Origin of the sequence: Dyella thailandensis (genome assembly GCF_050749815.1) — a bacterium.
Lineage (GTDB): Bacteria > Pseudomonadota > Gammaproteobacteria > Xanthomonadales > Rhodanobacteraceae > Dyella_A.
On record NZ_CP192735.1, the window covers coordinates 761,891 to 785,789 of the forward strand.

A 23,899-nucleotide genomic window follows, 5' to 3' on the forward strand; every position below is an offset into this window, starting at 1 on the left:
GCGTGCCACCCGCGGGTGCCACGCCGTGGCACGACGCCGCCCGCGTAGACTGTGCGGTCCCGCGTCGACGCGAGTCGGTGCGGCTGCTTTTTCCGCCACGAGTCTTGCGCATGCTGTCGATCGTCTCCGCTGATTCCTTTTCTGCCTGCTTCCCACCGGGCGTGCAGCCGTGAGCGGAGCGGACAGGAACGAGGCCGACAACGGCTGCGTGCGCGTGCGCGGCGCGCGCGAGCACAACCTGAAGAACCTCAGCGTGGACATCCCGCGCGACGCGCTGGTGGTGTTCACCGGCGTGTCCGGATCGGGCAAGTCCTCGCTGGCTTTCGGCACGATCTACGCGGAGGCGCAGCGGCGCTATTTCGAGTCGGTGGCGCCGTACGCGCGGCGGCTGATCGAGCAGGCCGGCGTGCCCGCGGTGGAGCGCATCGACGGCCTGCCGCCGGCGGTCGCCCTGCAGCAGAGCCGCGGTGGCACCAGCACGCGTTCCACCGTCGGCAGCCTCAGCACGCTCTCCAACGCGCTGCGCATGCTGTACTCGCGCGCCGGCGACTATCCGCCGGGAAAGGCGTTGCTGGAATCGGATGCGTTCTCGCCGAACACGCCGGCCGGCGCGTGTCCGGACTGTCATGGCCTGGGCCGGGTGTTCGACGCCACCGAGGAGTCGATGGTGCCGGACCCGTCGCTGAGCATCCGCGAGCGCGCCATCGCCTGCTGGCCGCAGGGCTGGCAGGGCAAGAACTACCGCGACATCCTCACCACGCTGGGGTACGACGTGGACCGGCCGTGGCGCGAGCTGCCGCGCGAGCAGCGCGACTGGATCCTGTTCACCGACGAGCAGCCGGTGGTGCCGGTCTACCGCGACGTGGCGCCGGACGTGGCGCAGGCCGCCTACGCGCGCGGCGAGCCGGGCAACTACAAGGGCACCTACGTGAGCGCGCGCGCCTACGTGATGCACAGTTTTGCGCAGAGCGAGAGCGCGGCGATCAAGCAGCGCGTGGCGCGCTACATGGTGGCGCGCCCGTGCCCGGCCTGCGACGGCCGGCGGCTGCGGCCCGAGGCGCTGTCGGTCACCTTCGGCGGACACGACATCGCCCACGCCTCCGGCCTGCCGCTGCGCGAGCTGGCGCGGCACCTGCGCGCCACGCTGGACGCGCTGTCCTCGCGCGACGACGGGCACCCGGAACGGGCGCTGGTCGCCGAACGCATCGTTGCCGACGTCGTTGCGCGCATCGACACCCTGGTCGAGCTCGGCCTCGGCTATCTGTCGCTGGAACGCAGCACGCCCACGCTGTCGCCCGGCGAGCTGCAGCGGCTGCGGCTCGCCACGCAGCTGCAGGCGCAGCTGTTCGGCGTGGTCTACGTGCTGGACGAGCCGTCGGCCGGCCTGCACCCGGCCGATACCGAGGCCCTGCTGCGCGCGCTGGCGCGGCTGAAGGTGGGCGGCAATTCGGTGTTCGTGGTGGAGCACGAACTGGACGTGATCCGCGCGGCGGACTGGGTGATCGACATCGGTCCCGGCGCGGGCAGCCAGGGCGGCGAGGTGCTGTACGCAGGTCCATTGGACGGACTCGCCGGGTGCGCAGACTCCGCCACGCGCCGCTACTTGTTCGATGACGCGAAGCCGGTAGCGCATGCGCCGCGCACGCCTGCCGGCTGGCTGCGCCTCGAAGGGGTTACCCGCAACAACGTCGCCGGCCTGGACGTGGCATTCCCGCTGGGCGTGATGACCGGGGTCACCGGCGTCTCCGGTGCGGGCAAGTCCAGCCTGGTGAGCCAGGCGCTGGTGGAGTTGGTGGGGCGTGCACTGGGTGTGGCTGCGGCCAGCGAGGACGAGGGTGACGAACTGCCGGGCGAGGCGATGGCGCAGGCCGGCGGCCACATCGTCGAAGGCATGGAGGCGATCACCCGGCTGGTCACCGTCGACCAGCGCCCGATCGGCCGCACGCCGCGCTCCAACCTGGCCACCTACACCGGCCTGTTCGACCATGTGCGCAAGCTGTTCGCCGCCACGCCGGAGGCGCGCAAGCGCAAGTTCGACACCGGCCGCTTCTCCTTCAACGTGGCCAAGGGGCGCTGCGCCACCTGCGAGGGCGAGGGCTTCGTCTCGGTTGGCCTGCTGTTCCTGCCGTCGGTGTACGCGCCGTGCCCGGCCTGTCACGGCACGCGCTACAACGAGGACACGCTGGCGGTGCGCTGGAACGGCAAGCACATCGCCGAGGTGCTGGCGCTCACCGTGGACGACGCGGTGGCGTTCTTCGGCGACGCCGTGCCGGGCCTGGCGCGATCGCTCGCCACCTTGCGTGACGTGGGCCTGGGCTACTTGCGGCTCGGCCAGCCGGCGACGGAACTCTCCGGCGGCGAGGCGCAGCGCATCAAGCTCGCCACCGAGCTGCAGCGCCAGGCGCGCGGCCACACGCTGTACGTGCTGGACGAACCCACCACCGGCCTGCACCCTGCCGACGTCGACCGGCTGATGGCGCAGCTGCACGGGCTGGTCGATGCCGGCCACAGCGTGATCGTGGTCGAGCACGACGGCCGCGTGATCCGCGCCTGCGACTGGATGATCGACCTCGGCCCCGGCGCGGGCGACGAGGGCGGTCGCATCGTGGCGCAGGGCGTGCCGGCAGAGGTGGCCGCGGTGGGCATCGGCGTCACCGCACGCCATCTGGGTCGCTGACCCGCCCGATTTCACGGCGCCGGCGGCGCGCTCCGTCGCGCCGGCGGCGCGCTCCGTCGCGCCGTCCGGGCCTCCGTCGCGTACCGCTCGCTGACGGAACACCGCTTGCCCAGGATCTGCCTCGTGCCGGGGCGCAGCCTTGTCTGCCCGGTACGGGACCCGCTTGCCGTCGCGCTTTCGGGTGATCCATCTCGGCACTCCACGCCGCCCGACCGGGCGGGCGGAATGGCCGACGGCGTGCCGCGCCATGGCTGCGCGGCGAGTCCGGGAGGACGCCATGCGCAGCTTAGGTTCCAACCCCCACGAGGCCCGCACGCGGCGGGCAGGCGACGCCCCGGCGTGTCCTCAAAGCCTGCATCTTCCCTGCGATCTTGCAGCTCAGGGTGATGGCGCCGGCCCTGCGGCCACGCCAGGAAATGACCCGATGACCCGCTACATTCGGGCCGCTCAATTCGCCTTCGCCTTGGCCGCCCTCGTCATGGCCAACGCCGGCATGGCGCAGCGTGCCGGGCTTGTCGCCGAAGCCACGCCACATGCCGGTGGCTGGAATGCGCCGGCAGACGATCGCACCGTGGTGGCGCTGGCCAGAGTGCACGGGCAGGAATTGCCCGTATATCGCATCGGCGAACTGCGCGCACCGGACACACCCGCCGGCATGGACGGCTTCGCGGTGCGCGTCGCCTACGTGCTGCGCGGCTGGACCCGCGAGCATGGCGTGGAGGCGATCGGCAACCTGTGCCGCACGCCTGACGGCCGCGAATGGGGCACCACGCTGCTCACCGTCGGTGCCCACGTCGCCAGCCCGGTCACCGACGCCTGTCCTGCAGGCATGCTGGCCACCGGCGTGGACATCCACAGCCATCCGCAGCGCCAGCACTATCGCGCCAACGCCGTGGACGAGATCTTTGTGGGGCGCGTGCCCGGTGGGACGGTGACGACGCGCCCGGACACCTTCGGCCCGGATGACTATGGGCACCCGGGCTACATGGTGGGCCGCATCGGCCTGCAATATCAGCACGGCCTGGATCGGGTGCGCCTGGTGCGCGACATGCGCCTGCCGGCACCGCTCGACCCAGCCGGCGACATGCGGCGCGTGGCCAGCACACGCGAGTCCGGGCGATGGCTGGCGGTGCTGCCACGCCAGCGGGCGGGAGGCGTGGCAAGCCTTTAGCGCGGGTCACGCCGTGGATGCGGCGATTCTGGCAGGCTCTGTCTTTTACCTGCAGGAATACGCCATGTCCCGACTCGCCGACTTCCCGATCGCCCAGCGCTGGCCCGCACAGCACCCGGATCGCCTCCAGCTGTACTCGCTGACCACGCCCAACGGCGTCAAGGTGTCGATCATGCTGGAGGAAACCGGGCTGCCCTACGAGGTGCACCGCATCGACATCATGCAGAACGAGAGCCATCTTCCGGAGTTCCTGGCGCTCAACCCCAACGGCAAGATCCCCGCGATCATCGATCCCCAAGGCCCCGGCGGCGAGCCGCTGGCGCTGTTCGAATCCGGCGCCATCCTGATGTACCTGGCCGACAAGTCCGGCAAGTTCCTGCCCGCGGACCCGGCGCGGCGGTGGGAGACGATCCAGTGGGTGTTTTTCCAGATGGCCGCCATCGGCCCGATGTTCGGCCAGGTCGGCTACTTCCATAAGTTCGCCGGCCGCGAGATCGAGGACAAGCGTCCGCTGCAGCGTTACGTCACCGAGTCGCAGCGGCTGCTCGGCGTGCTCGACGGACGGCTGGACGATCGCACCTGGCTGATGGGCGACGACTACACCATCGCCGACATCGCCACCGTGGGCTGGGTGCGCAACCTGATCGGCTTCTACGAGGCGCGCGAGCTGGTGCAGTTCCATCGCTACGCCCACGTCGCCGCCTGGCTCGATCGCGCGCTGGCTCGGCCGGCAGTGCAGCGCGGGCTGGCGATCCCTGCCAGCAACTGAGCGGGCGCGGTGGGTGACCCAGCGGGAGGGCGGCGACCGCGATAACGGAAACGCCGACGCGCGGTAGTCGATGAAGCGTCGTACAGGCGGGTGCCGCGCCGCCCGCGTCCCGCCACAAATCCACCCTGGCGTCGCCCGCCACTGCACCGCATGCTCGCGTCTTTGCCCTCGACGGAACGGACGCCATGCAACGACTCCCCGGCCTGGACACGCTGCGCGCGCTGGCGATCGTTTCGGTGATGGCCTTCCACTCCTGGGTGGTGGGCGGCATGGGGCCGCACTTTGATCCCCTGGTGCGCTACGGCTGGGTGGGCGTGGACATCTTCTTCGTGCTCAGCGGCTTCCTCATCGGCTCCCAGGTGCTGGCGCCGCTGGCGCGCGGCGAGCGCCTGGCACTGGGCGACTTCTACCGCCGCCGGGCGTATCGCATCGTGCCCGCGTTCGCGGTGGTGCTGGCGCTGTACCAGTTTGCACCTGCGCTGCGCGAGTTGCCCGGCATGGCGCCGTGGTGGCAGTTCGCCACGTTCACCATGAACCTGTTGATCGACTACCGCAGCCAGCCGGCGTTCTCGCACGCCTGGTCGCTGTGCGTGGAGGAGCACTTCTACCTGCTGTTCCCGCTGCTGGCGATCGGCCTGGCGCGGCTGCGTTCGGGTCGCGCGATGGCGGTGACGGCCGCGGTGGTGGTGATTGGCGGCATCGCCCTGCGCAGCGCGCTGTGGTGGCACGACACCGCGCTGCAGCCCGATCGCAACTGGTACATCGAGGATCTGTACTTCCCAACCTGGGCGCGGCTGGATGGCCTGTTCGTCGGTGTGCTGCTGGCCGCGATGAAGACCTTTCGCCCCGCGTGGTGGAGCCGTGCGCAGCTGCGTGCGCGGGCGTCGATGTGGTGTGGCCTGGGGATCACCGGCATCGCCCTGGTGCTGTTTCGCGACCGCGCCGGTCTGCTGGCGAATGCGATCGGCTGGCCGCTGCTGTCGACGGGCCTCGGCCTGCTGGTGCTCGCGGCCGCGGGGCCGAACAGCGCACTGGGTCGCTGGCGCGTGCCGGGCGCGGCTTGGCTGGCCGGCATCTCCTACAGCCTTTACCTGAGCCACAAGATTGCCTACCACCTGGTGCAGGTCGCACTAGGCGATCGGCTGCATGGCGTGGCGATTTTCGCGGTCTACGCCGCCGCTGCGCTGGCATTGGGCAGCGCGCTGCACCTGGGGGTGGAGCGGCCTTTCCTGCGCCTGCGTGATCGGCGGGCGGTACGCAGGGCGCTGCCTGCCGCCGCGTGACGATCAGGGGCGCATGCTGCCGGTGTCCAGCAGGCGCTGGTGCCAGGACAGCGCCTCGGGCAGCAGGTGCGGCGTGTGCAGCGCCTTGCTGTGCACCCAGGCGCGATCGACGTAGTCCTGCAGCAGCGGGCGGAAATCCGGGTGCGCGCACTGGTGGATGATGGCGTGCGCGCGCTGCCGCGGCGACAGCCCGCGCAGGTCGGCCAGGCCCTGTTCGGTGACCACCACCGACACGTCGTGCTCGGTGTGGTCGACGTGGCTGACCATCGGCACGATGGTGGAGATGGCGCCGCCCTTGGCGGTGCTGGGCGTCATGAAGCAGGCGATGAAGCTGTTGCGCGCGAAGTCGCCCGAGCCGCCGATGCCGTTGATGATGCGCGTGCCGGCCACGTGGGTGGAGTTGACGTTGCCGTAGATGTCCGCCTCCACCATGCCGTTGAGTGCGAGGCAGCCGAGCCGGCGGATCAGTTCGGTGTGATTGGAGATCTCCTGCGGGCGCAGCACGATGCGCTGGCGGTAGTGGTCGATGTGCGCCACGAAATCCGCCACACCCGCCGGGCTCAGCGATAGCGCGGTGGCCGAGGCGGTGGTGATCAGGCCGTCGCGGATCAGCCCGAGCATCGCGTCCTGGATCACCTCGGTATACGCGGTGAGCTGCGCGAAGCCGCCTTCGCGCAGCCCCTCCAGCACCGCGTTGGCGATGTTGCCCACGCCGGACTGCAGCGGCAGCAGGTTTGCCGGCAGGCGGCCACGCGCCACCTCATGGCGGAAGAACTCCACCAGATGACCGGCGATGCGTCGGCTGGTGTCGTCGGGCGCGGCGAACGGGGTGAGCCGGTCCGGCCCGTGCGTTTCCACTACCGCCACCACTTTCGACGGGTCCACCCGAAGATAGGGCTCGCCGATGCGCTGGCCGGGCGTGGTGAGCGGAATCGGCACGCCGTGCGGCGGCGTGGGGCAACTGGCGATGTCGTGCATGCCTTCCAGCGCGGCCGGCTGGTCGGCGTTGACCTCCAGGATCACCGCGTCGGCCAGTTCCAGCCAGGTGGCGTTGTTGCCCACCGAGGTGGAAGGCACGAGCCGACCGTCCGGCAGGATCGCCGCCACTTCGATCACTGCCACGTCGATCTTGCCGAAGAAGCCCGAGCGCGCGAACTGCGCCACGTGGCCGAGGTGGATGTCCATGTAGTCGATCTCGCCGCGGTTGATGCGCTCGCGCAGTTCGGGATCGGATTGATAGGGCAGGCGGAAGTCGATGCCGCCGGTGCGCGCCAGCACGCCGTCCAGCTCCGGCGCGGTGGAGGCGCCGGTGAGCATACGGATGCCGAAGCGCTCGCCGCGTTCGTGCGCCGCGGCGATGCGCGCGGCCAGCGCCTGCGGCACCTGCTTGGGGTAGCCCGCGCCGGTGAAGCCGCTCATGCCCACGGTCATGCCGGGCCGGATGAAGCCGGCGGCGTGGTCCGCGCTGGCGAGACGGGTGGCGAGAAGGGGGCAGCGGATACGCGAGCTCATGATCGATGTCCGGGGGCAGCCGTTGGCATCCTAGGCCCTGCCGCGGCGGCGGCATTGACCTTGATCGCCTGTGGCTCACTACACTGCTGCCGCAGCGGAAAGGGGGAACACATGCGCACACATCACCGGGTCGCCTGGGCGCTGGCCACGCTGGTCATGCTGTTGCCGACCGGCGGCATCAGCGCAGCCGACACGCCTTCGCCAGTCACCGTGTCGGTCACCGACACCTGGCCGCAGGGCGACGACATCACCCTCGGCCGCAACCAGAACTTCTACCTGCGCCTGGCTTATCGCAGCACCACGCCGGTGGGCATCTGGATCCGCCCATACTTTCACGGCGAGCCGGCGAAAGTCGGCAGCAGCCCGTCGACGCGCTACAGCGGCGAGGGCGAGGCGCTGGGCTGGTTTTTCTTCATGCAACCGGGCGACGAGGTGGACGAGATCCGCATCACCGCCGGCGACGGCCGCGTGGACCACATGCCCGTGGTGGCCACGTACCCGGTACACCTCTCCGGCGGATTCGAGCCGGCGGCGGATGAGGCAGCGCCCGAATGGGTGGAACGCCTGCGCGCGCGTGACAAGGCGCAACAGCAGGCCGCCCGACAGGCCGCAGCGAGCGAGCCGGTGAGCCCGGGAAGCATCGCGTTCTTCAGCGCCTTCATGCTGGCGATGTTCGCCATCGGTCTGATCGGTCTGGCCGCGCCGGCGTGGGGGCTGTGGCGATGGCGCGGTATCTGGCGCGGGCTGGCGACGATCCCGGCGGCGGTGATGGCGTGGGCCGTGCTCAACATCGTGATGGGCGTGGCGCGTGATCCCACCTCGCACAACCTGTGGCCGTTCGAGATCCTGATGTTCGGCGGCTTCAGCGCCGCGAGCATGGCGGTGCTGGCGCTGTTCCGTCGGATATTCCGGCGCGCAGCGTAAGGTGGTGCGCCTCCCGCGACGGTTCGCGGGAGGCGCGTTGCATCACTGGCCCGGGTGGTAGCTGCGCTCGGTGTGACCCTTGAGCTGCTCGGGCCAGAAGTACACCTCGCGCAGGTTGCCGGTGGTGTAGCGCTCGGTCTCGTCGTTGAAGTGCTTCGAGCCCGGATGGCCGCTCTCGCCGCCGGCGGTGATCGCGCGGGCGCTCACTTTCGGGCCGAATTCCACTACTGCCACGAAGCTGTTGCCGCTGGTGCCGTAGTAGCGCTTCGTGCCCGGCCAGCGGTGCGCGCCGAACGAGGCCAACGAGCCCCAGCGCGAGGAGGTGAACGGCACCGGGATGCTTGGCTTGGCGTCGTCGAACGGCTGCTGGATGTCGCCGGTGAGGCGCTGGAAGCGGTTCACCTCGCCCCACGGCACGCCCCAGTGGCCGAAGTCGTGTTCGAGGCGATCGACCGCTTCGGCCAGCGCATGCAGCCGTTGCTGCGGGCCGGCCTTCTCGGCCATCACGTCGTAGATCGACAGGCCTTCGGCGGTGTCCGCCTTGCTCACCTCATCCCACAGCGTGTCGCCCCAGAACACCGCCAGCGTGGTCGGCATCGAGGCGATGCCCCAGCGGTAGTCCCACGTGCGCAGCAGGGCGATCGGGCCGCGCAGTTTCGCTTTCAGCGGATCGTTGGCGGGCAGCGCGTCGTAGTCGTGGATCAGCACCGGCAGCTGGCGCGCGAACGCGGGCAGATACGAGTCGAACGCCATGGTGATCAGCGACGAGCGCGTCACGTCTTTCGCGCCGGTGAGCAGGCGCGTGGCGTGCAGGCCGCGCGGGTTCTCGCCGAAGGTATCCATGTAGCGCGGGTAGTCGGCCTGCTTCGGGCTGTTGGGGCCGGCGGCGGAGTAGGGCCAGTCGTTGGTGTTGAAGGCCCAGCCGTTGGACGGGTTCACCACCTGCGGCAGCTGGCTCAGCGGAGTGAGGCCTTGCCAGTCGGTGGCCGGGTCGGAGCCGTCCACGGGCTTGGTGTAGTCAAAGCGGTTGTCGCGCTTGGGCACGAACTGCGGCATCAGGAACGCGGTCTCGCCCTGGTCGTCGGCGAACAGCGTGTTATTCGACGAGTTGGCCTTGAGCTCGGCCACTTTCATGTAGCTGGCCAGGTCGTGGGTCTTGGTGCGCAGCCAGCTCTGCTCCAGCGCCGGGATCGGCGTGTTCATCAGCGCCTCGGCGATCCACTTCTCGCCGTCCTTGCGCACGATCGGGCCGTGGTGCGTGAAGTACGCGGTGAAGGTGCGCTTGGCCATCGAGCCGTCCTTCGCGCGGTAGGCCAGCGTGATCTCTCGCGAGGTCACCGGGCGCAGTTCCTTGCCGTAGCGATAGAACGGCTTGCCGTCCTTGCGCACGATGGTCTCGGCGAATTCGTCCACCGCGTCCAGCCCAGTGGAGGTATGCATCCAGCCCACGTGCTTGTTGAAGCCCTGGTAGATGAAGAACTGGCCCCAGGTCACCGCGCCGTAAGCGTCGAGCCCCTCGTCGCTGGTCATCTGCAGTTCGGAGCGGAAGAAGAACGAGGTGTGCGGGTTGATCAGCAGCAGCGCGTGGCCGTCGGCGGTGAGCTTCGGTGCGATGGCGATGCCGTTGGAGCCGGTCGGCTCGACCCAGCTGGGCTTCATCTCCACCTGCGCCAGCGGTGCGTCGTCGCTCTGGCCGTAGAAATCCTTGAGCTGCTTGAGATCGACCCGCTCGATGTCGCCGCCGATGCTGCCCTCGGTGAAGGACAGCGCCATCCACGGTTCGAAATGGGTGATCACTTCCGGATGCACGTCCGGATGGGTGGCGAGGTAGTAGTTCAGGCCGTCGGCCCAGGCGTCCATCAGCCGGCGCAGCCACGCCGGGCTCTGGCCGTAGAGCTTCTTCAGCGCCACCGGATCGATGAACAGCTGCTGGCGCAGATCCAGCCAGAGGGCCGATTCGCCCTTAGCCTCGGCCATGCGGCCGAGCGATAGCAGGTAGTTGGTTTCCACGCGGTGGAAGTCGTCCTCGGCCTGCGCGTAGGCCATGCCGAACACGGCGTCGGCGTCGGTCTTGCCGTGCACGTGGGCGATGCCCCAGTCGTCGCGGGTGATCGTTACCGCCTGCGCTTCGCGCTGCCAATGGGCACCGTCATCGGCGTGTGCCGGAGCGCCCGCCAGCAGGCTCACGGCGAAGGCGATGGCCGCCGCGGCGAGATGGACGGAGCGCGGCGCCGCCGCAGTCGTCGGACAAGTCAGCATGAAGCTCCCCTCGGATCACGAATCCGTCTTATGTACCCCAGTCCGCTGCGCTTGGCGACGGTACGCCGGCGCACGGGGCACCTTTGGCATATGACGGCGTTGGCGCGCCGGGCGCACGATCGGCCCGGTCAACCATGGAGGACACCTGCATGCTCGCACTCATGCTGGCCGCGGCGACGGCCACCACGGCCCAGACCGTGCCCACCCAGTACGAGGCCGGCCACTTCTACGCCACGCCGCAAACCACCGGCGGGCAGTCGCTGCACCTCCTCGTCGATACCGGTGGCGGCGGTGCGGCCGGCATGTACTGGATCACCGCCGGCACCGCCAGCCGCTTGCATCTGAAGGCGGGGCCGTGCGCCGAAGACGCCTCGATCCAGGTGGCGCCGGCGCCGTCGTTCAAGTCCGGCGCCGGGTTGCCTGTGCCGCAGGGCGCCTGCGGCGGCTCGGTGATGATCAACGAGGTGCCGCACGAGAAGGCCGGGGAAGACGGCCAGCTCGGCGCGAGCTACCTCGGCACCCGCGTGTGGACGTTCGACTATCCCGCGCACCGCCTCGTCGCCGAAGGCGATCACTGGACACCTGCGGCCGCCGCACACCGCGCGCCGCTCGGTTTTCGGCACGAGGCAGGAGAGCCCGCCCTGTATTTCCCGCGCATCGTGATGCAGGTCGACGGTCAGCCGGTCGATTTCCTGCTCGACACGGGCGCCACGGCGCATCCCACGGCGGAGGGCAAGCGCATCGCCGGCACCGAGACGGTGCGTGGCTTCGGCGTTACCAGCTACATCACCAGCAGCACGCTGGATCGCTGGCATGCGGCGCATCCGGACTGGCGCGTTGTGACGCAGGGCGACGATCTGTTCGGCCCGTCACACGTGATGCGGCTGATCGAGGTGCCGAAACTGGTGATTGCCGGTTGGACGGTGGGGCCGGTGTGGTTCACCGAGCGGCCGGACAAGAATTTCCACCAGTTCATGGCGCAGATGATGGACAAGCCGCCGGAAGGCGCGATCGGCGGCAACGTGTTCGATCACTTCCGCATGACGCTGGACTACCCGCATGCCACCGCCTGGTTCGACTGCGTGCGCGGCTGCACGAGCGCTACCGCGCCCTGAGGAGGGCGCGGCAGAGGTCTCAGGGGGCGTCGCGCAAACCGGACGACTCCAGCGCGTCGGCCACTTCCTCCAGCAGGGCGCGCAGGCGCGTCATCTTGCCGGCGCCCAGGCGCTCGGCCAGGCGTTGCTCGAACTCGGCGCTCAGCGCGAGCAGCGTGGCCATCGCCTTGCTGCCGCGGCGGGTCAGCAGCACCCGCTTGGCGCGGCCATCGTGTGGGTCGGCCGCGGTGGTGAGGTAGCCCGATTCGGTGAGCGCATCGACCAGGTAGGCCATGCTCTGCTTGGTCATGCCGGCGCGCTCGGCCAGTGTGGTCAGGCGGGTGCCGTCGGGATCAAGATGGCGGAACACCGCGCTGTGCGCGGTGCGCAGGTCGGCGAAGCCGTGACTGGCGAGCGCGCCGTACACGGCGTCCTGCAGCTCCTGGTAGGGCAGGCGCAGCAGGCTGCCCAGGGTGCGTTGCTGATCGGGGTAGGTATTGGCCATAGGTTATGTTGACGCATAGTCAGTTTGTCTGTCCAATATAGTCAGAAAAACTGACTAAATGGAGAGTGCCGAATGAACACCCTGCTGCACCCGGCCACCGATCCGGTGGCCCACAACCTCGATGTCGTCGATCGCCACATGCGTGAGGAGGCGGCCAACCCCGCCGCGGTAATGGCGCTGTACACCGAAGACGCCGTGCTGGAGGTTCCCGGCCGCGGCCTGCGCTTCGATACGCTCGAAGCGATCCGCGACAACTACGTGCGCATGTTCGCCTCGATGGCCGAGATCGAGATCGTGCCGATGGACCGCTTCGCCACCGCCGAGCGGGTGGTGGACGAATGCCTGGTGCGCCTGCGCATCACCGGCGACGGCCTCACCAACGCGCCGGTGCCGATCGGCGCGCGTGCCGAGCTGCGCCTGCTGCACGTGTTCCACATGCGTGACGGGCGCATCGCACGCGAGGAAGTGTTCGAGGGCTGGCGCCAGTTGGAGGGCTGACGCCATCGCAAGGCGCCGGGTGCATGCCTCGTGCAACCCGGTGCGCGCCATCTTCACGCCGCCTCCCGCCGCGCCTGCCTACGCTCCGCCCTTGGCACGGGTTTGGAGGCGGGCATGAGCGACAAGCACGACAACTACGACGAATCCATCCAGTACGAAGGGCCGGCCGGCGGCTGGGGTTCGCTCAAGGGCATGGGCAAGGTGTTCGCGCGCGAACTGTCCACGCCCGCAGTGGCCGAGACGCTGATGCGACAGAACAAGGCCGGCGGCTACATGTGCAGTTCCTGCGCCTGGGGCAAGCCGGCCCACCCGCATCCGTTCGAGTTCTGCGAGAACGGCGCCAAGGCCACCATCTGGGATCTCACCCGCGATCGCTGCACCCCGGAGTTCTTCGCCGAGCACACCGTCACTGAACTCCTGGACTGGGCCGACTACGACCTGGAGATGCAGGGTCGCCTGACCGAGCCGCTGCGCTACGACCCGGCCAGCGACAAGTACGTCGCCTGCCGCTGGGGCGAGGCCTTCATGGGCATTGCCCACGAGCTCAACGCGCTGGCGCCGAAGTCGGTGGTTTTCTATGCGTCGGGCAAGGCCTCGCTGGAGGCGTCGTACCTGTATGCCCTGTTCGCCCGGCTGTACGGCAACAACAACCTGCCAGACAGCTCGAACATGTGTCACGAGACCACCTCGGTCGGCCTGAAGAAGGTCACCGGCTCACCGGTGGGCACCTGCACGCTGGAGGATTTCGAGCACTGCGACGCCATCTTCTATTTCGGCCAGAACCCTGGCACCAACAGCCCGCGCTTCCTGCATCCGCTGCAGGAGGCGGTCAAGCGTGGCTGCAAGATCATCGTGTTCAATCCCGTGCGCGAGCAGGGGCTGGTGCGCTTCATCAATCCGCAGAATCCCGCGCAGATGCTCACCGGGCACGCCACCGAGCTGGCCCACATGTACCTGCAGGTGAAACCCGGCGGTGATATCGCGGCCTTGATGGGGCTGTGCAAACGCGTGCTGGCGGCCGATGACGCGGCGCAGGCAGCCGGTGGCCCGCGCGTGCTCGATGCCGCCTTCATCGAGCAGCACACGAATGGCTTGGAGGCGTTAGTCGCCAAGACGCGCGCCACCGGCTGGGACGAGATCGAGCGCGCCTCCGGACTGACCCGTGCCGACCTGGAGGCGGCGGCGGACGTCTATATCGAGTCGGAGCGGGTGATCGGCGTGTACGGCATGGGTCTCACCCAGCACGTGCACGGCTCGCAGGCCATCGGCATGCTGGTGAATCTGCTGCTGATGCGCGGCAACATCGGCCGCGAAGGCGCCGGCATCTCGCCGGTGCGCGGACATTCCAACGTGCAAGGGCAGCGCACCGTGGGCATTTCGGAAAAGCCCGAGCTGGTGCCGCTGGACCGGCTCGCCGAGATGTTCGATTTCGAGCCGCCGCGCGAAAAAGGCCTGACCACGGTGGACGCGTGCGAGGGCATCCGCGACGGCAGCGTGCAGGGTTTCGTCAGCCTGGGGGGAAACTTCGTGCGCGCCATCCCCGACCGCGACGTGATGGAGCCGGCCTGGCGCCAGCAGGCGCTCACCGTCTACATCGCCACCAAGCTCAACCGCAGCCACCTGGTGCACGGGCGCGTGTCCTACCTGCTGCCGTGCCTGGCCCGCCCGGAGGAGGACATGCAGCAGAGCGGGCCGCAGTCGGTGTCGATCGAGGACAGCTTCAGCCACATCCACGGCTCGATCGGCAAGCGCAAGCCGGCCAGCGAACACCTGCTGTCCGAGCCGGCGATCGTCGCTGGCATGGCCAAGGCCACGTTGGCGGCCAACCCCAAGCTGCAGTGGGACGCCTGGATCGCCGACTACGGCAGGATCCGCGATCTGATCGCCGAGACCTATCCGGAGCAGTTCCACGATTTCAACCAGCGCATGTTCCAGCCCGGGGGCTTCTATCGCGGCAACGCCGCCCACGAGCGCATCTGGAAGACCGACAGCGGCAAGGCCGAATTCACCGATCCCAGCGTGCTGTCCTCGCTGGGCGTGGGCGAAGCGCCGGGGCGCTACCACCTGATCACGCTGCGCTCCAACGACCAGTTCAACACCACCATCTATGGCCACAGCGACCGCCTGCGCGGGTTGGAGGGCTCACGCGAGATCGTGCTGATCAACCCGGCCGAGATGGAGCGCGCCGGGATCAAGGAAGGCGACGTGGTGAGCCTGGTCGGCGATGCGGGCGACGATGTGCAGCGCGAAGTGAACGGCCTGACCGTCGTCGCCTTCAACCTTCCCGACGGTTGCCTCGGCGGCTACTACCCGGAAATGAACGCCCTGGTGCCGCTGTGGTACCACGATCAGGCCTCGAAGACGCCGGCCTCCAAGGGCGTGCCGGTGCGTATCCGTCGCACCGATACGTGATCGCTTGCGGCGATGCGCCGCCACCGATCACGGTTCCGGATGCGCGTTTCGTGGCAAGGTAGCGAAACAACACAACGCATCACCGGCATCGAAGACAGGGGGGCCTGATGATCGAGCTGGAAGTGCAGGTCCTCGCGCACACGCGTGAGGGTCTGCTCATGGAAATCGGCCGGGTCGTTTCGGCCAGTGGATTCACCTTGCAGCGGCAGCGTCTGGTGTCCGACCCGCATGGCGCGCTGCTCACCCTGGTGGTCAGCGGGCCGGCGCGGCGCCAGCGGGCGCTGGACACCGCGCTGGGCGAGCACGAGCGGGTGATCAGCTTTGAGATCGCGCCGGCGGAAGGGGCGCAGATGCGCCCGCACTTTGCGTTGACGCGGCGGATCGATCACTCCGACTACGTGCCGCCGCCCGCACCGGAGCCCCTGCCGCCAGCGCAGCCTGCGCCGGCCATCCCCAAGCGTCCAACGCCGCCAGCCTTCGATGCATCGCCGGCTCCAGCGCTCGCTGCGGCCTTCGACGCCGTTCCGCCGATTTCGCGCGTGGAGGCCGAGCCGCTTCTGCAGGGTGAACCCTCGCTGCCGTCCGGGTCACCGTCGCCGGCCGGCCCGCCGCCGCAAGTCGAGCCGCCTCCGCCGCCGGCGAGGCCGGAGCCGCTTTGGGTGACGGATCCGGAGTTCGCGCTGCCCCAGCCGCCTCCGCCCCCAGCCCCCGCGCCCGCGCCGCTGGATCCTTACGTGGAGATCGCGCCGCTGCCGCCGGACGTGACCGCCGTGGCACGGCTGCTGGCGGACGTGGATGAGCTCTATCCGCAGCGGCTCGTGCCTGCGTTGCTGGACCTGGACCGCACGGTGGCTCCCGGTGCCCGCGAGCCGACCCTGCAGCTGGCAGGCCAACGCATCGGCGAATGGCTGGCGATGCGTGAACCCGGTTCGACCATGCTCGGATCACTCGACGAGGCGATCGCCGACATGGGCGTACGCGCGTTGAGCGCGCTGGTCGCGGTCGACGCCCAAGGCAGCCAGCTGCATCTGCGCGAGAGTCCTTTGTGCACCCAGGCCGGTCACTCCGGCTGCGCCTTCTTCTCCGGTCTGCTGCATGGCGTGCTGACGCCCGTACTGCCTTCGCACGAAGTGAGCCTGTTCAACGTCTGCTGCCGGGCGTGGGGTGCGGACGAGTGCGTGCTGGCGGTGTCGGAGTGAGCCGAGTGGTGCTGGGCTTCCTGGTGCACTCAGCGCAGCGCCACCGCCATGTCGCGGACGCCCTTCGCGATGGCTCTCGTTATCGGGAAGCCGGCGGCCGAGTTCAACCGTCGGTCGAGCGCGTGATCGATTCCCAGGTGTCGATATCCGTGGCGAGTGCCGTGAGTTTGCCGCGGACCAGTTCCAGGGCATCGCTGCCCAGCAGCAGGTGAGCCGGCGGGGCGTCGCTGGCGATGACGGCCAGCATCGCGCGTGCCGCTTTTAACGGATCCCCCAACTGCCGGCCGCTCTTTTCCTCGCGCGCCTGGCGGATCGGATCGAACAACGGGTCGTAGTCCGGAATGGAGCGTGGCGTGCGCACCATCGAACGACCGGCCCAATCGGTGCGAAACGAGCCGGGCGCGACCGCGGTCACGGCGATGCCGAACGGGGCCAGTTCCTTGCCCAAAGCTTCGGAGATGCCCTCCAGGGCGAACTTGCTGCCGCAGTAATAGGTGATGCCCGGCAGGGTGATGAAGCCGCCCATCGAAGTGATGTTGAGGATGTGTCCCCGGCGTCGCTCGCGCATGTGGGGCAGCACGGCCTTGATCATGGCCACGGCGCCGAATACGTTCACCTCGAACTGCCGGCGCAGTTCGGCCAATGGGGATTCCTCCAATACGCCTTCGTGGCCGTAGCCGGCATTGTTCACCAGCACATCGATTGGGCCCACCGCGTCTTCGATCCCAGTCACGACGCCATCGATCGCCTCGAAATCCGTCACATCGAGCACGCGGCCGATCGCCTTCTGGCCAAGCGTTTCGAACTCCTGTTGAGCCTGTTCGCTGCGCACGGTGCCGACCACGCGATGCCCGTCCGCCAGGGCCTTCTGCGCGAGCGCCCGGCCGAAGCCGCTGCTGACGCCGGTGATGAGCAAGGTCTTTGTCGCTGTCATGGATTCGTTCCGTGGTGTCCGAAGAGGGCGCCATGGTGCGCTGCGCCCGCGCGCGGTTCGAGGCCAGGTATTCTCTTTGTATTGCCTATTTCTATGATCTGGTGGCCTTGCATGAAAAAACTCGACTCCGGCACCCGGACGGGCGCACGGCAGCCGATGGTCGACTTGCTGCGTGCGCTGGCTCCGCAGGAGGGATACAACCTCACCGCCTTGCCCGATGTGCGCATCCTGCGTTCGGACCGCGCCCTGGCGCGCACGCCGGTGCTGTACGACCCGGGCATCGTGATCGTCGGCCAGGGCTGCAAGCGCGGCTATTTCGGCAACCAGGTCTATCTGTACGACGAGCAGCACTACCTCGCCGTGGCGGTGCCGGTGCCTTTCACGATGGAGACCGAGGCGACGGCGGAGCGGCCCTTGCTGGCGATCTACCTGCACCTGGATTTCCGGCTCGCGGCGGAACTGATGATCCAGATCGATCGACATCCCGTGCCGCCGATCGCGGATGCGCCGCAGAGCATGGTTTCCAGCCCGTTGGATGAAGGGCTGCGCGCCACGGTGCTGCGTCTGCTGGAAGCGCTGAACCGTCCGCTCGACGCCAAGGTGCTGGGCCCTGCGCTGGTGCGCGAGCTGTACTTCCGCGTGCTCACCGGTGCGCAGGGCCCGGCGATGCGTTCGGCGCTCGCGATGCAGGGGCAATTTGGCAAGATCGGCAAGGCGCTGCGGCGCATCCACGCCAGCTACGCGCAGCCGCTCGACCTGGCGCAGCTGGCCGATGAGGCGGGCATGAGCGTGCCCGCGTTCCACAGTCATTTCAAAGCGATCACCCGGACGTCGCCGATGCAGTACGTGAAGTCCACGCGGCTGCACCAGGCACGCCTGCTGATGGTGCGCCAGGACATGACGGCCGAGGCGGCCAGTCATGCCGTGGGCTACGCGAGCGCCTCGCAGTTCAACCGGGAGTTCCGGCGGCTGTTCGGGTTGCCGCCGGCGACGGAAGCGCGGCGCATGCGGGAGAGCTTCTCCGTGCCGCCGGCGCACGTCAATGCCGCTTACGTGTCGTCACACTAGGCCGGCTGGCGAGCGGTCAGCATGCCCTCGTCGCGCATCCACGCCAGCGTGTCGGCCAGCAACGCATCGAGCGGTGTCTCGACGTAATCGAGTTCACGACGCGCCTTGGATGAATCCACCTGCAGGTGGTGCGAGGTGAGGGCGGCACCCTCAGGCGTGACCTGCGGTTCGCGACCGGTGAGGCGCGAGATCCCGTCGAGTGCCCGTGCGTAGGCCATCAGCGCCCACGCTGGCGTGGCGCCGCGCGGTGTGCGGCGGCCCAGCGCGGTACCGACGCGGTGGACGAAGTCGACGAAGCTCGCCTGCTCGCCGCCGAGCAGATAAGTCTCGCCGAATCGCCCGCGCTGCCAGGCGCGCACCTGCGCCCGGGCGATCTCGCGCACGTCGGCGAACGCGCCGATGCCCGGTGGAATGCCGGGAAGCTGCTGCATATCGACCAGGCGGATCAGTCGCGACCAGTTGTGCCGGTCGCCGGGGCCGAGGATGTGCGAGGGGTTGAACACGATCCACGGCGTCGCGCTGCTTCGCACCGCCTGCTCGGCGAGGTACTTGCTGCGCTCGTAGTTGACCCAGCTTTCGCCGCCGCGCTGCGGCCTGGCCTCGCTAATCGTGCCGCGTGCCAGGTGCGAGTACGCCGAGACCGAGGAGGTGTGCACGAACGCGCCGACGCCCGCCTGTTCCGCAGCGCGCAGCAGGTTCTCGGTGCCGGTGACGTTGGTGGCGGTTTGCCGTGCGGCGTGCTGGCGCCACATGCTGGTGTCGGCCGCCGCGTGGAACACCGCATCGCAGCCGGCCATGCCTCGCACCAGCATTGCCGCATCGGCAAGATCGCCGTGTACTGGGCGTCCACCCGCGGCGACGATCTCGGCGTCGGTCGCCATGCTGCGCGACAGCGCGCGCACCTCATGTCCCGCGGCGAGCAGTTCGCGCAACAGGTGACCGCCCAGAAATCCGCTGGCGCCGGTCAGGAAGACCGTGCTCATGCGCGCGTCTTCCCCAGCCTCGTGGATGGCGCACTCTTCCTGCGGCTCATGATGTCCCCCATATCCGATGCCCGTTCGCGCCGAGCGTAGCTTGCGTCAGCGAGCGAAGTCGAAGCGCAGGTCCACGGCAACCGCACGTCGCGCCAGTTTGTCGCGCACAGGGTGCGCTCCTACAACCGCGAAGGGCACTTGTAGGAGCCCACCGTGTGGGCGACGGAGCGCTGCGGTGGTGGCGCGCGGGATGCCTCATGTCTCGCTCCTGTCGAAATACAGCATCGTCATGCCTTCGCCGGGCACGGTCTGTCGGCCGGTAAGTGTGGCGATGCCGTTGGTGGACAGGCGCAGGATCCAGGCCATCACCCACGGCGGTCGGTCCTGTTCCAGGCCGAGCATGCAGCGCACTTCGCCGAACAGTGGCTGGCTGGTGTCCGGGTGCACGCCGATCGGGGTCTGGCGGAAGCGGTTCTGCACGATCCACTGCCGCGGGGTGGGCAGGGCGGCGAGCTGTTCGGCGGTGGGCGTGAGCAGCAGGCCGCTGCCGGAATGGCCGCGCACCGCCTTGGCCACCCAGGCGTCGGCCGCCTGCCAGCCGTTGGCGCACAGCGGGCTGGATTCCACCCAGTGGCAGGCTTCGTGTTCGGCCAGGGCGACGTCGGCCAGGCTGCCCTTGTGGATGCCCTCGTACCAGGCCGGATGGCTGTGCCAGCCGATGCGGTCGGCGGCGATCAGCGTGGCCTCGGCGCGGCGGCGCTCGAAGGGCGACAGGTCGGACAGGATCAGCCGGTTCCACACGTGCCCGAAATGGCGCGCGGTGCCCGGGTGATAGAGCAGGCCGTGCGCGGGGATCAGTTCGCTCCAGTCGTGCACGGCGACCTGCCACCAGTGGCGGGCGGCGTCGAGGTCGGGCCAGGTGGCGCGCTGGCGCGGGCGATCCTCGATCAGCACGGTGGCCGGCTTCGGCGCCACCCAGCGACGTAGATAGTTGGCCCAGTCGCTGCCGTGCGGCCCGGCATGGGGCACGGGATCGTGCGGCAGCCAGTGGCGGTCCAGCCGATGCAGGCGGCGCTGCGCCTGGTGCAGGGTGTGGAAGGTCGGCAGCATCGAGGTGAACGCCTGGATCTCCACCCAGGCCAGCTCGAACGGCTGCCGCGGATGCTCGACGAAGGCCAGGTCCAGCGCCAGCACGTCGGCCTGCGCGCCGTGCCAGTGCGGACGCGGCTGGCGCAACTGCGGGCCGAGCGCGTCGACCAGGTGCGCCACTTTCGTCTTCAGCGCGGCATGCAGCGCGGAATTGCCGACCGCGTAGTGGTCGGACATCTGGCTTTGCGGCAGATGCGGCGCGCGCACGTCGGCCAGGGCCTGGCCGAGCGCATCGGCGCCGAGTCGGTGCAGGTGCACCTGCGGCTGCGCGCTCATGACCAGCCCTCCGCGCGCGGCAACGAACAGGCATCCTCGTTAGCCTGCGCCATCATCCAGCGCAGCGTGGCGCGCCAGTCGCCACCCTCGGCCCGCAGTTGCTGGCGCAGGTGGTCTGCGAAGCTGCCCTCGTCGAGCGCGGCGGCCAGCTCGCGCTCCCAGAAATGCCGCTCGGCGGCGTGCTGCGCACGTGGGGCCAGGCGCGACCACCAGCGCTCGAAGCGCTGCGCCGTGGACACTTCCTCGTCGCGATCCCAGTCGATCCAGCGCGCCTGCAGCGCGTGGCGACGCGCGCGCCACTTGTTCTCGTCGATGCACGCACGCGGCCACGGTGGCCCCGCGCGGCCCTGGGCCAGCTCCAGTTCCAGCGTCTCGGCTTCCCACTTGAGCAGCGTGGCGATCAGGCCGATGCGCGCCAGGTCCGGGTGCGTGTCCATGATGCGCACCTCCAGCGTGCCGTAGCGGTGGTGCAGGCGCAGGTCCTGCCACAGGCCTTGCTCGGGGCCGATGCAGCCGGTGCGGCGCAGTCGCTGCACGTGGGCTTCATAGGCCGCTTCGCTGTCCCACACGTCCGGCGTGCCCATGCGCGGGTAGCGGTCGAGCAGGCTGTGCCGCCACGAGTGCAGCCCGGTGTCGCGGCCCTCGAAGAACGGCGAGCTGGCCGACAGCGCCAGCGCCTCGGGCAGCACGTGGCGCAGCCGGTTCATGATCGCCATGCGCGGCGCGCCGGGCGCGAAGCCCAGATGCAGATGCATGCCGAAACTGAAGGCGCTGCGGGCGACGTCCTGGTATTCCTCGACCAGGGCCGCGTAATGCGGAAACGCCGTACCGCCGTGCATGGCCTGCTGCTGCCAGCGGGCGGTGGGATGCACGCCGGCGATCAGGATCTGCTGGCCTTGCGCCGCGGCCTTGCGCCGGGCCTGGGCGCGCAGCGTGCCCAGCGCCGCGACCAGGTCGGGAACGTTGTGGCAGATGCGCGTTTTCAATTCGATGACGCAGCGATGGATCTCCCGATCCATCGCGCCCTCGCTGCTGGCGCAGTCGGCCAGCCCCTCGGTGAAGTCGTGCGGCACCAGTTCGCCGCCCGCATCCACCACCTGTACTTCCTCTTCCATGCCCAACGTGATCATGACGCGCCTCCTGTGGGGAAAGGCGCATCAGACACCTTTGCCGGAGGCGGCGTCGCGTGACGCGTCGCGCGGGAAGGAGATCGCGCTCAGCCGTCGCTGCAGAACAGCGCGAAGGCGGCACCCAGCAGCGCCTTCTGCGTGGGAGTGCCGCCGTCCACCGTGGCCACGGCGACGCCCGCGTGGGTCAGCAGGCGATCGCGGGCCAGTTGCAGCGAGGGTTGCTCGGGCGAGAGGAAGATGCGATCGCCCTCGACATGCGCGAGCCGGGCACCGTCGTGGTTGCGCAGGGTGTGGCCGTCCACGCGGGCCAGCGCATCGCCACGGCCGTTGCGCACCGTGTCGCCCTGCAAGTGCAGCAGCAACTGCCCCAACGGATTGCGTAACGTGATCATGCGGACACCTCGGCCGCAGCGCCCTGCTGAACCCGCTGCGCCAGCCAGGCGTGGATCTGCGCCACCACGGTGGCGCCCTCGCCGATGGCGCCGCCCACCCGCTTGACCGAGCCGGCGCGCACGTCGCCGATGGCGAACACGCCCGGGCGACTGGTGGCCAGCGGATAGGCCGGGTCGCCGCCGCACTGCACGAAGCCGTGGCGGTCGGTGTCGAGCTTGCAGCTGGCCAGCCAATCGGTGGCCGGCTCGGCGCCGATGAACAGGAACACGTGACGGATCGGCGCTTCGGTCTTCTCGCCGCTGTCGCGGTTTCGCCAGCGCACCGACTGCAGGCCGCGCGCGTCGCCGTCCAGCGCCACGATCTCGGTGCGGGTCATCAGCTCGATCGCCGGATTCGCCTCGATGCGGTCGATCAGGTAGCGCGACATGGTGGCCGCCAGGCCATCGGCACGAACCATCATGCGCACCTTGAGCGCGTGCGCCGCGAGGTAGACCGCCGCCTGGCCGGCGGAATTGCCGCCCCCCACCAGCACCACCTCCTGGCCGACGCACAGCTGCGCCTCCATCGGCGAGGCCCAGTACCAGATGCCGCGCCCCTCGAAGCGGGCCAGGTGCTCCAGCGGCGGCCGGCGGTAGCGCGCGCCGCTGGCGATCACCACGGTGCGTGCGCTCCAGATGCGGTCGTCGTTGGTGCGCAGGCGGTGGATGCCGTCGGCCGCTTCGCAGTCCAGCGCGGCGACGCAGGCGGGGATGGCGATCTCCGCGCCGAACTTCTGCGCCTGCACGAAGCCGCGCGCGGTGAGCGCCTGGCCGGTGATGCCGGTGGGAAAGCCGAAGTAGTTCTCGATGCGCGCGCTGGCGCCGGCCTGACCGCCGAAGCCCTTGGCGTCGAGTACCACCACGGCCAGCCCTTCGGACGCGGCATACACCGCGGTGGCCAGTCCGGCCGGACCGGCGCCGACCACGGCGACGTCGTAGACGCGGTCGGCGGCGTCGCTGCCGACCATGTCCAGCGCCTCGGCAAGCGCCTGCTCGGCGGGGTTGCGCAGCAGGCGGCCGTCGGCCAGCAGCACCAGTGGCCAGCTCTCCGGATGGTCGCGGTAGGGCGCCAGCAGGTCGGCCAGTGCCGGGTCCTGATCGGGCGTGACCGCGCGGAACGGGAAACCGTTGCGGCGCAGGAAGTTGCCGATGCGCGCGCGACCGGGGTCGTCCGCCTCGGCGATCACCAACGGCCCGGCCGCGCAGGATTCGATCAGGCTGGTGCGACGCAGGATCAGTGCGCGCATCAGTCGTTCACCCAGATCCGCCTCGGCCACGATCAGCCGCCGCAGTTGCTCGGGGCTGAGCCACAGCGCCTGCACCGGCTCGGCGGCGACGCCATCGACCAGGGTCGGCTTGCCGGTCAGGCCACTGACCTCGCCCATGAATTCGCCGGGGCCGTGGTGGGCGATTTCCACCACCTGGCCGGCACCGTCGTGCTGGCTGATATCCTCCCGGCCGGCGAGCACCAGGATCAGTCCGATGCCACGCTGCCCGGTGCGGAACACCGCCTCGCCGGCGGCGTACTCGCGCGGCTCGCCAAAACGGCGGATGCGCGCGATGTCCTCCGGCGGCAGCACGGGAAACATCTGGTCGGCCCGACGCAGTGCGGTGGTGTTCGTGCCCATGCTGTT

The 23,899-nt window shown here is 69.4% G+C and carries 19 protein-coding genes; 10 read left to right on the forward strand and 9 right to left on the reverse strand.

Annotated features, from left to right (window positions below):
• Positions 1-169: 169 nt before the first annotated feature.
• The 4 genes from ACQVBX_RS03400 to ACQVBX_RS03415 all read left to right on the forward strand — a co-directional run bounded on the left by ACQVBX_RS03400 (position 170) and on the right by ACQVBX_RS03415 (position 5,900).
• A complete protein-coding gene (locus ACQVBX_RS03400; RefSeq protein ID WP_431636502.1) occupies positions 170-2,677 on the forward strand; it encodes an excinuclease ABC subunit A in 2,508 nt (835 codons plus the stop codon).
• A 424-nt stretch (positions 2,678-3,101) separates the two neighbouring features.
• Positions 3,102-3,848: a hypothetical protein gene (locus ACQVBX_RS03405; protein WP_431636503.1), complete on the forward strand. Its 747-nt coding sequence runs from the start codon at positions 3,102-3,104 to the stop codon at positions 3,846-3,848.
• A 64-nt stretch (positions 3,849-3,912) separates the two neighbouring features.
• Complete coding sequence (locus ACQVBX_RS03410) at positions 3,913-4,617, forward strand: glutathione S-transferase N-terminal domain-containing protein (RefSeq protein ID WP_431636504.1); 705 nt, start codon at positions 3,913-3,915, stop codon at positions 4,615-4,617.
• Between the two features lie 185 nt (positions 4,618-4,802).
• Complete coding sequence (locus ACQVBX_RS03415) at positions 4,803-5,900, forward strand: acyltransferase family protein (RefSeq protein WP_431636505.1); 1,098 nt, start codon at positions 4,803-4,805, stop codon at positions 5,898-5,900.
• 3 nt (positions 5,901-5,903) lie between these two features.
• Here the strand turns inward: ACQVBX_RS03415 and ACQVBX_RS03420 are convergent, their stop codons facing one another.
• Positions 5,904-7,412 carry an acetyl-CoA hydrolase/transferase family protein gene (locus tag ACQVBX_RS03420; RefSeq protein ID WP_431636506.1) on the reverse strand — a complete coding sequence of 503 codons (1,509 nt, stop codon included), beginning with the start codon at positions 7,410-7,412 and terminating at the stop codon, positions 5,904-5,906.
• Positions 7,413-7,523: 111 nt separating this feature from the next.
• Between ACQVBX_RS03420 and ACQVBX_RS03425 the strand changes: the two genes are divergently transcribed.
• Positions 7,524-8,336, forward strand: a complete 813-nt coding sequence (locus tag ACQVBX_RS03425) for a hypothetical protein (RefSeq protein WP_431636507.1) — start codon at positions 7,524-7,526, stop codon at positions 8,334-8,336.
• Between the two features lie 42 nt (positions 8,337-8,378).
• Here ACQVBX_RS03425 and ACQVBX_RS03430 read toward each other — a convergent pair whose 3' ends face one another.
• Positions 8,379-10,595: a penicillin acylase family protein gene (locus ACQVBX_RS03430; RefSeq protein ID WP_431636508.1), complete on the reverse strand. Its 2,217-nt coding sequence runs from the start codon at positions 10,593-10,595 to the stop codon at positions 8,379-8,381.
• Between the two features lie 149 nt (positions 10,596-10,744).
• On the opposite strand from ACQVBX_RS03430, the gene ACQVBX_RS03435 reads away from it, so the two are divergent.
• Positions 10,745-11,710: a hypothetical protein gene (locus ACQVBX_RS03435; RefSeq protein WP_431636509.1), complete on the forward strand. Its 966-nt coding sequence runs from the start codon at positions 10,745-10,747 to the stop codon at positions 11,708-11,710.
• A gap of 19 nt (positions 11,711-11,729) precedes the next feature.
• On the opposite strand, the gene ACQVBX_RS03440 is transcribed toward ACQVBX_RS03435, so the two are convergent.
• Positions 11,730-12,194: a MarR family winged helix-turn-helix transcriptional regulator gene (locus tag ACQVBX_RS03440; protein ID WP_431636510.1), complete on the reverse strand. Its 465-nt coding sequence runs from the start codon at positions 12,192-12,194 to the stop codon at positions 11,730-11,732.
• A gap of 72 nt (positions 12,195-12,266) precedes the next feature.
• On the opposite strand from ACQVBX_RS03440, the gene ACQVBX_RS03445 reads away from it, so the two are divergent.
• From ACQVBX_RS03445 to ACQVBX_RS03455, 3 genes are all read left to right on the forward strand, one after another.
• Positions 12,267-12,692 (forward strand): nuclear transport factor 2 family protein, encoded by a 426-nt coding sequence (locus ACQVBX_RS03445; protein ID WP_431636511.1) that lies wholly within the window; start codon positions 12,267-12,269, stop codon positions 12,690-12,692.
• A gap of 114 nt (positions 12,693-12,806) precedes the next feature.
• On the forward strand, positions 12,807-15,104 hold the full coding sequence (locus ACQVBX_RS03450) for an FdhF/YdeP family oxidoreductase (RefSeq protein ID WP_431636512.1): 2,298 nt from the start codon (positions 12,807-12,809) through the stop codon (positions 15,102-15,104).
• 107 nt (positions 15,105-15,211) lie between these two features.
• The gene (locus ACQVBX_RS03455) at positions 15,212-16,303 is read left to right on the forward strand and encodes a hypothetical protein (RefSeq protein ID WP_431636513.1); all 1,092 of its coding nucleotides are present in this window, start codon (positions 15,212-15,214) and stop codon (positions 16,301-16,303) included.
• Between the two features lie 103 nt (positions 16,304-16,406).
• Here the strand turns inward: ACQVBX_RS03455 and ACQVBX_RS03460 are convergent, their stop codons facing one another.
• Positions 16,407-17,237 (reverse strand): oxidoreductase, encoded by an 831-nt coding sequence (locus ACQVBX_RS03460; protein WP_431636514.1) that lies wholly within the window; start codon positions 17,235-17,237, stop codon positions 16,407-16,409.
• Between the two features lie 111 nt (positions 17,238-17,348).
• Here ACQVBX_RS03460 and ACQVBX_RS03465 point away from each other — a divergent pair, with 111 nt between their 5' ends.
• Positions 17,349-18,305 (forward strand): AraC family transcriptional regulator, encoded by a 957-nt coding sequence (locus ACQVBX_RS03465; protein ID WP_431636516.1) that lies wholly within the window; start codon positions 17,349-17,351, stop codon positions 18,303-18,305.
• On the opposite strand, the gene ACQVBX_RS03470 is transcribed toward ACQVBX_RS03465, so the two are convergent.
• The 5 genes from ACQVBX_RS03470 to ACQVBX_RS03490 form a co-directional block, all read right to left on the reverse strand.
• Positions 18,302-19,288: an NAD-dependent epimerase/dehydratase family protein gene (locus ACQVBX_RS03470; protein WP_431636517.1), complete on the reverse strand. Its 987-nt coding sequence runs from the start codon at positions 19,286-19,288 to the stop codon at positions 18,302-18,304. The two genes, ACQVBX_RS03465 and ACQVBX_RS03470, sit on opposite strands and share 4 nt — an antisense overlap.
• 246 nt (positions 19,289-19,534) lie before the next feature.
• Complete coding sequence (locus ACQVBX_RS03475; RefSeq protein ID WP_431636518.1) at positions 19,535-20,704, reverse strand: hypothetical protein; 1,170 nt, start codon at positions 20,702-20,704, stop codon at positions 19,535-19,537.
• Positions 20,701-21,834: a carboxylate-amine ligase gene (locus ACQVBX_RS03480; protein WP_431636519.1), complete on the reverse strand. Its 1,134-nt coding sequence runs from the start codon at positions 21,832-21,834 to the stop codon at positions 20,701-20,703. The genes ACQVBX_RS03475 and ACQVBX_RS03480 overlap by 4 nt, the downstream gene beginning before the upstream one ends.
• Before the next feature lie 86 nt (positions 21,835-21,920).
• On the reverse strand, positions 21,921-22,226 hold the full coding sequence (locus ACQVBX_RS03485) for a hypothetical protein (protein ID WP_431636520.1): 306 nt from the start codon (positions 22,224-22,226) through the stop codon (positions 21,921-21,923).
• On the reverse strand, positions 22,223-23,893 hold the full coding sequence (locus ACQVBX_RS03490) for an FAD-dependent oxidoreductase (protein WP_431636521.1): 1,671 nt from the start codon (positions 23,891-23,893) through the stop codon (positions 22,223-22,225). Before ACQVBX_RS03490 ends, ACQVBX_RS03485 begins: the two co-directional genes overlap by 4 nt.
• Positions 23,894-23,899: the final 6 nt, after the last annotated feature.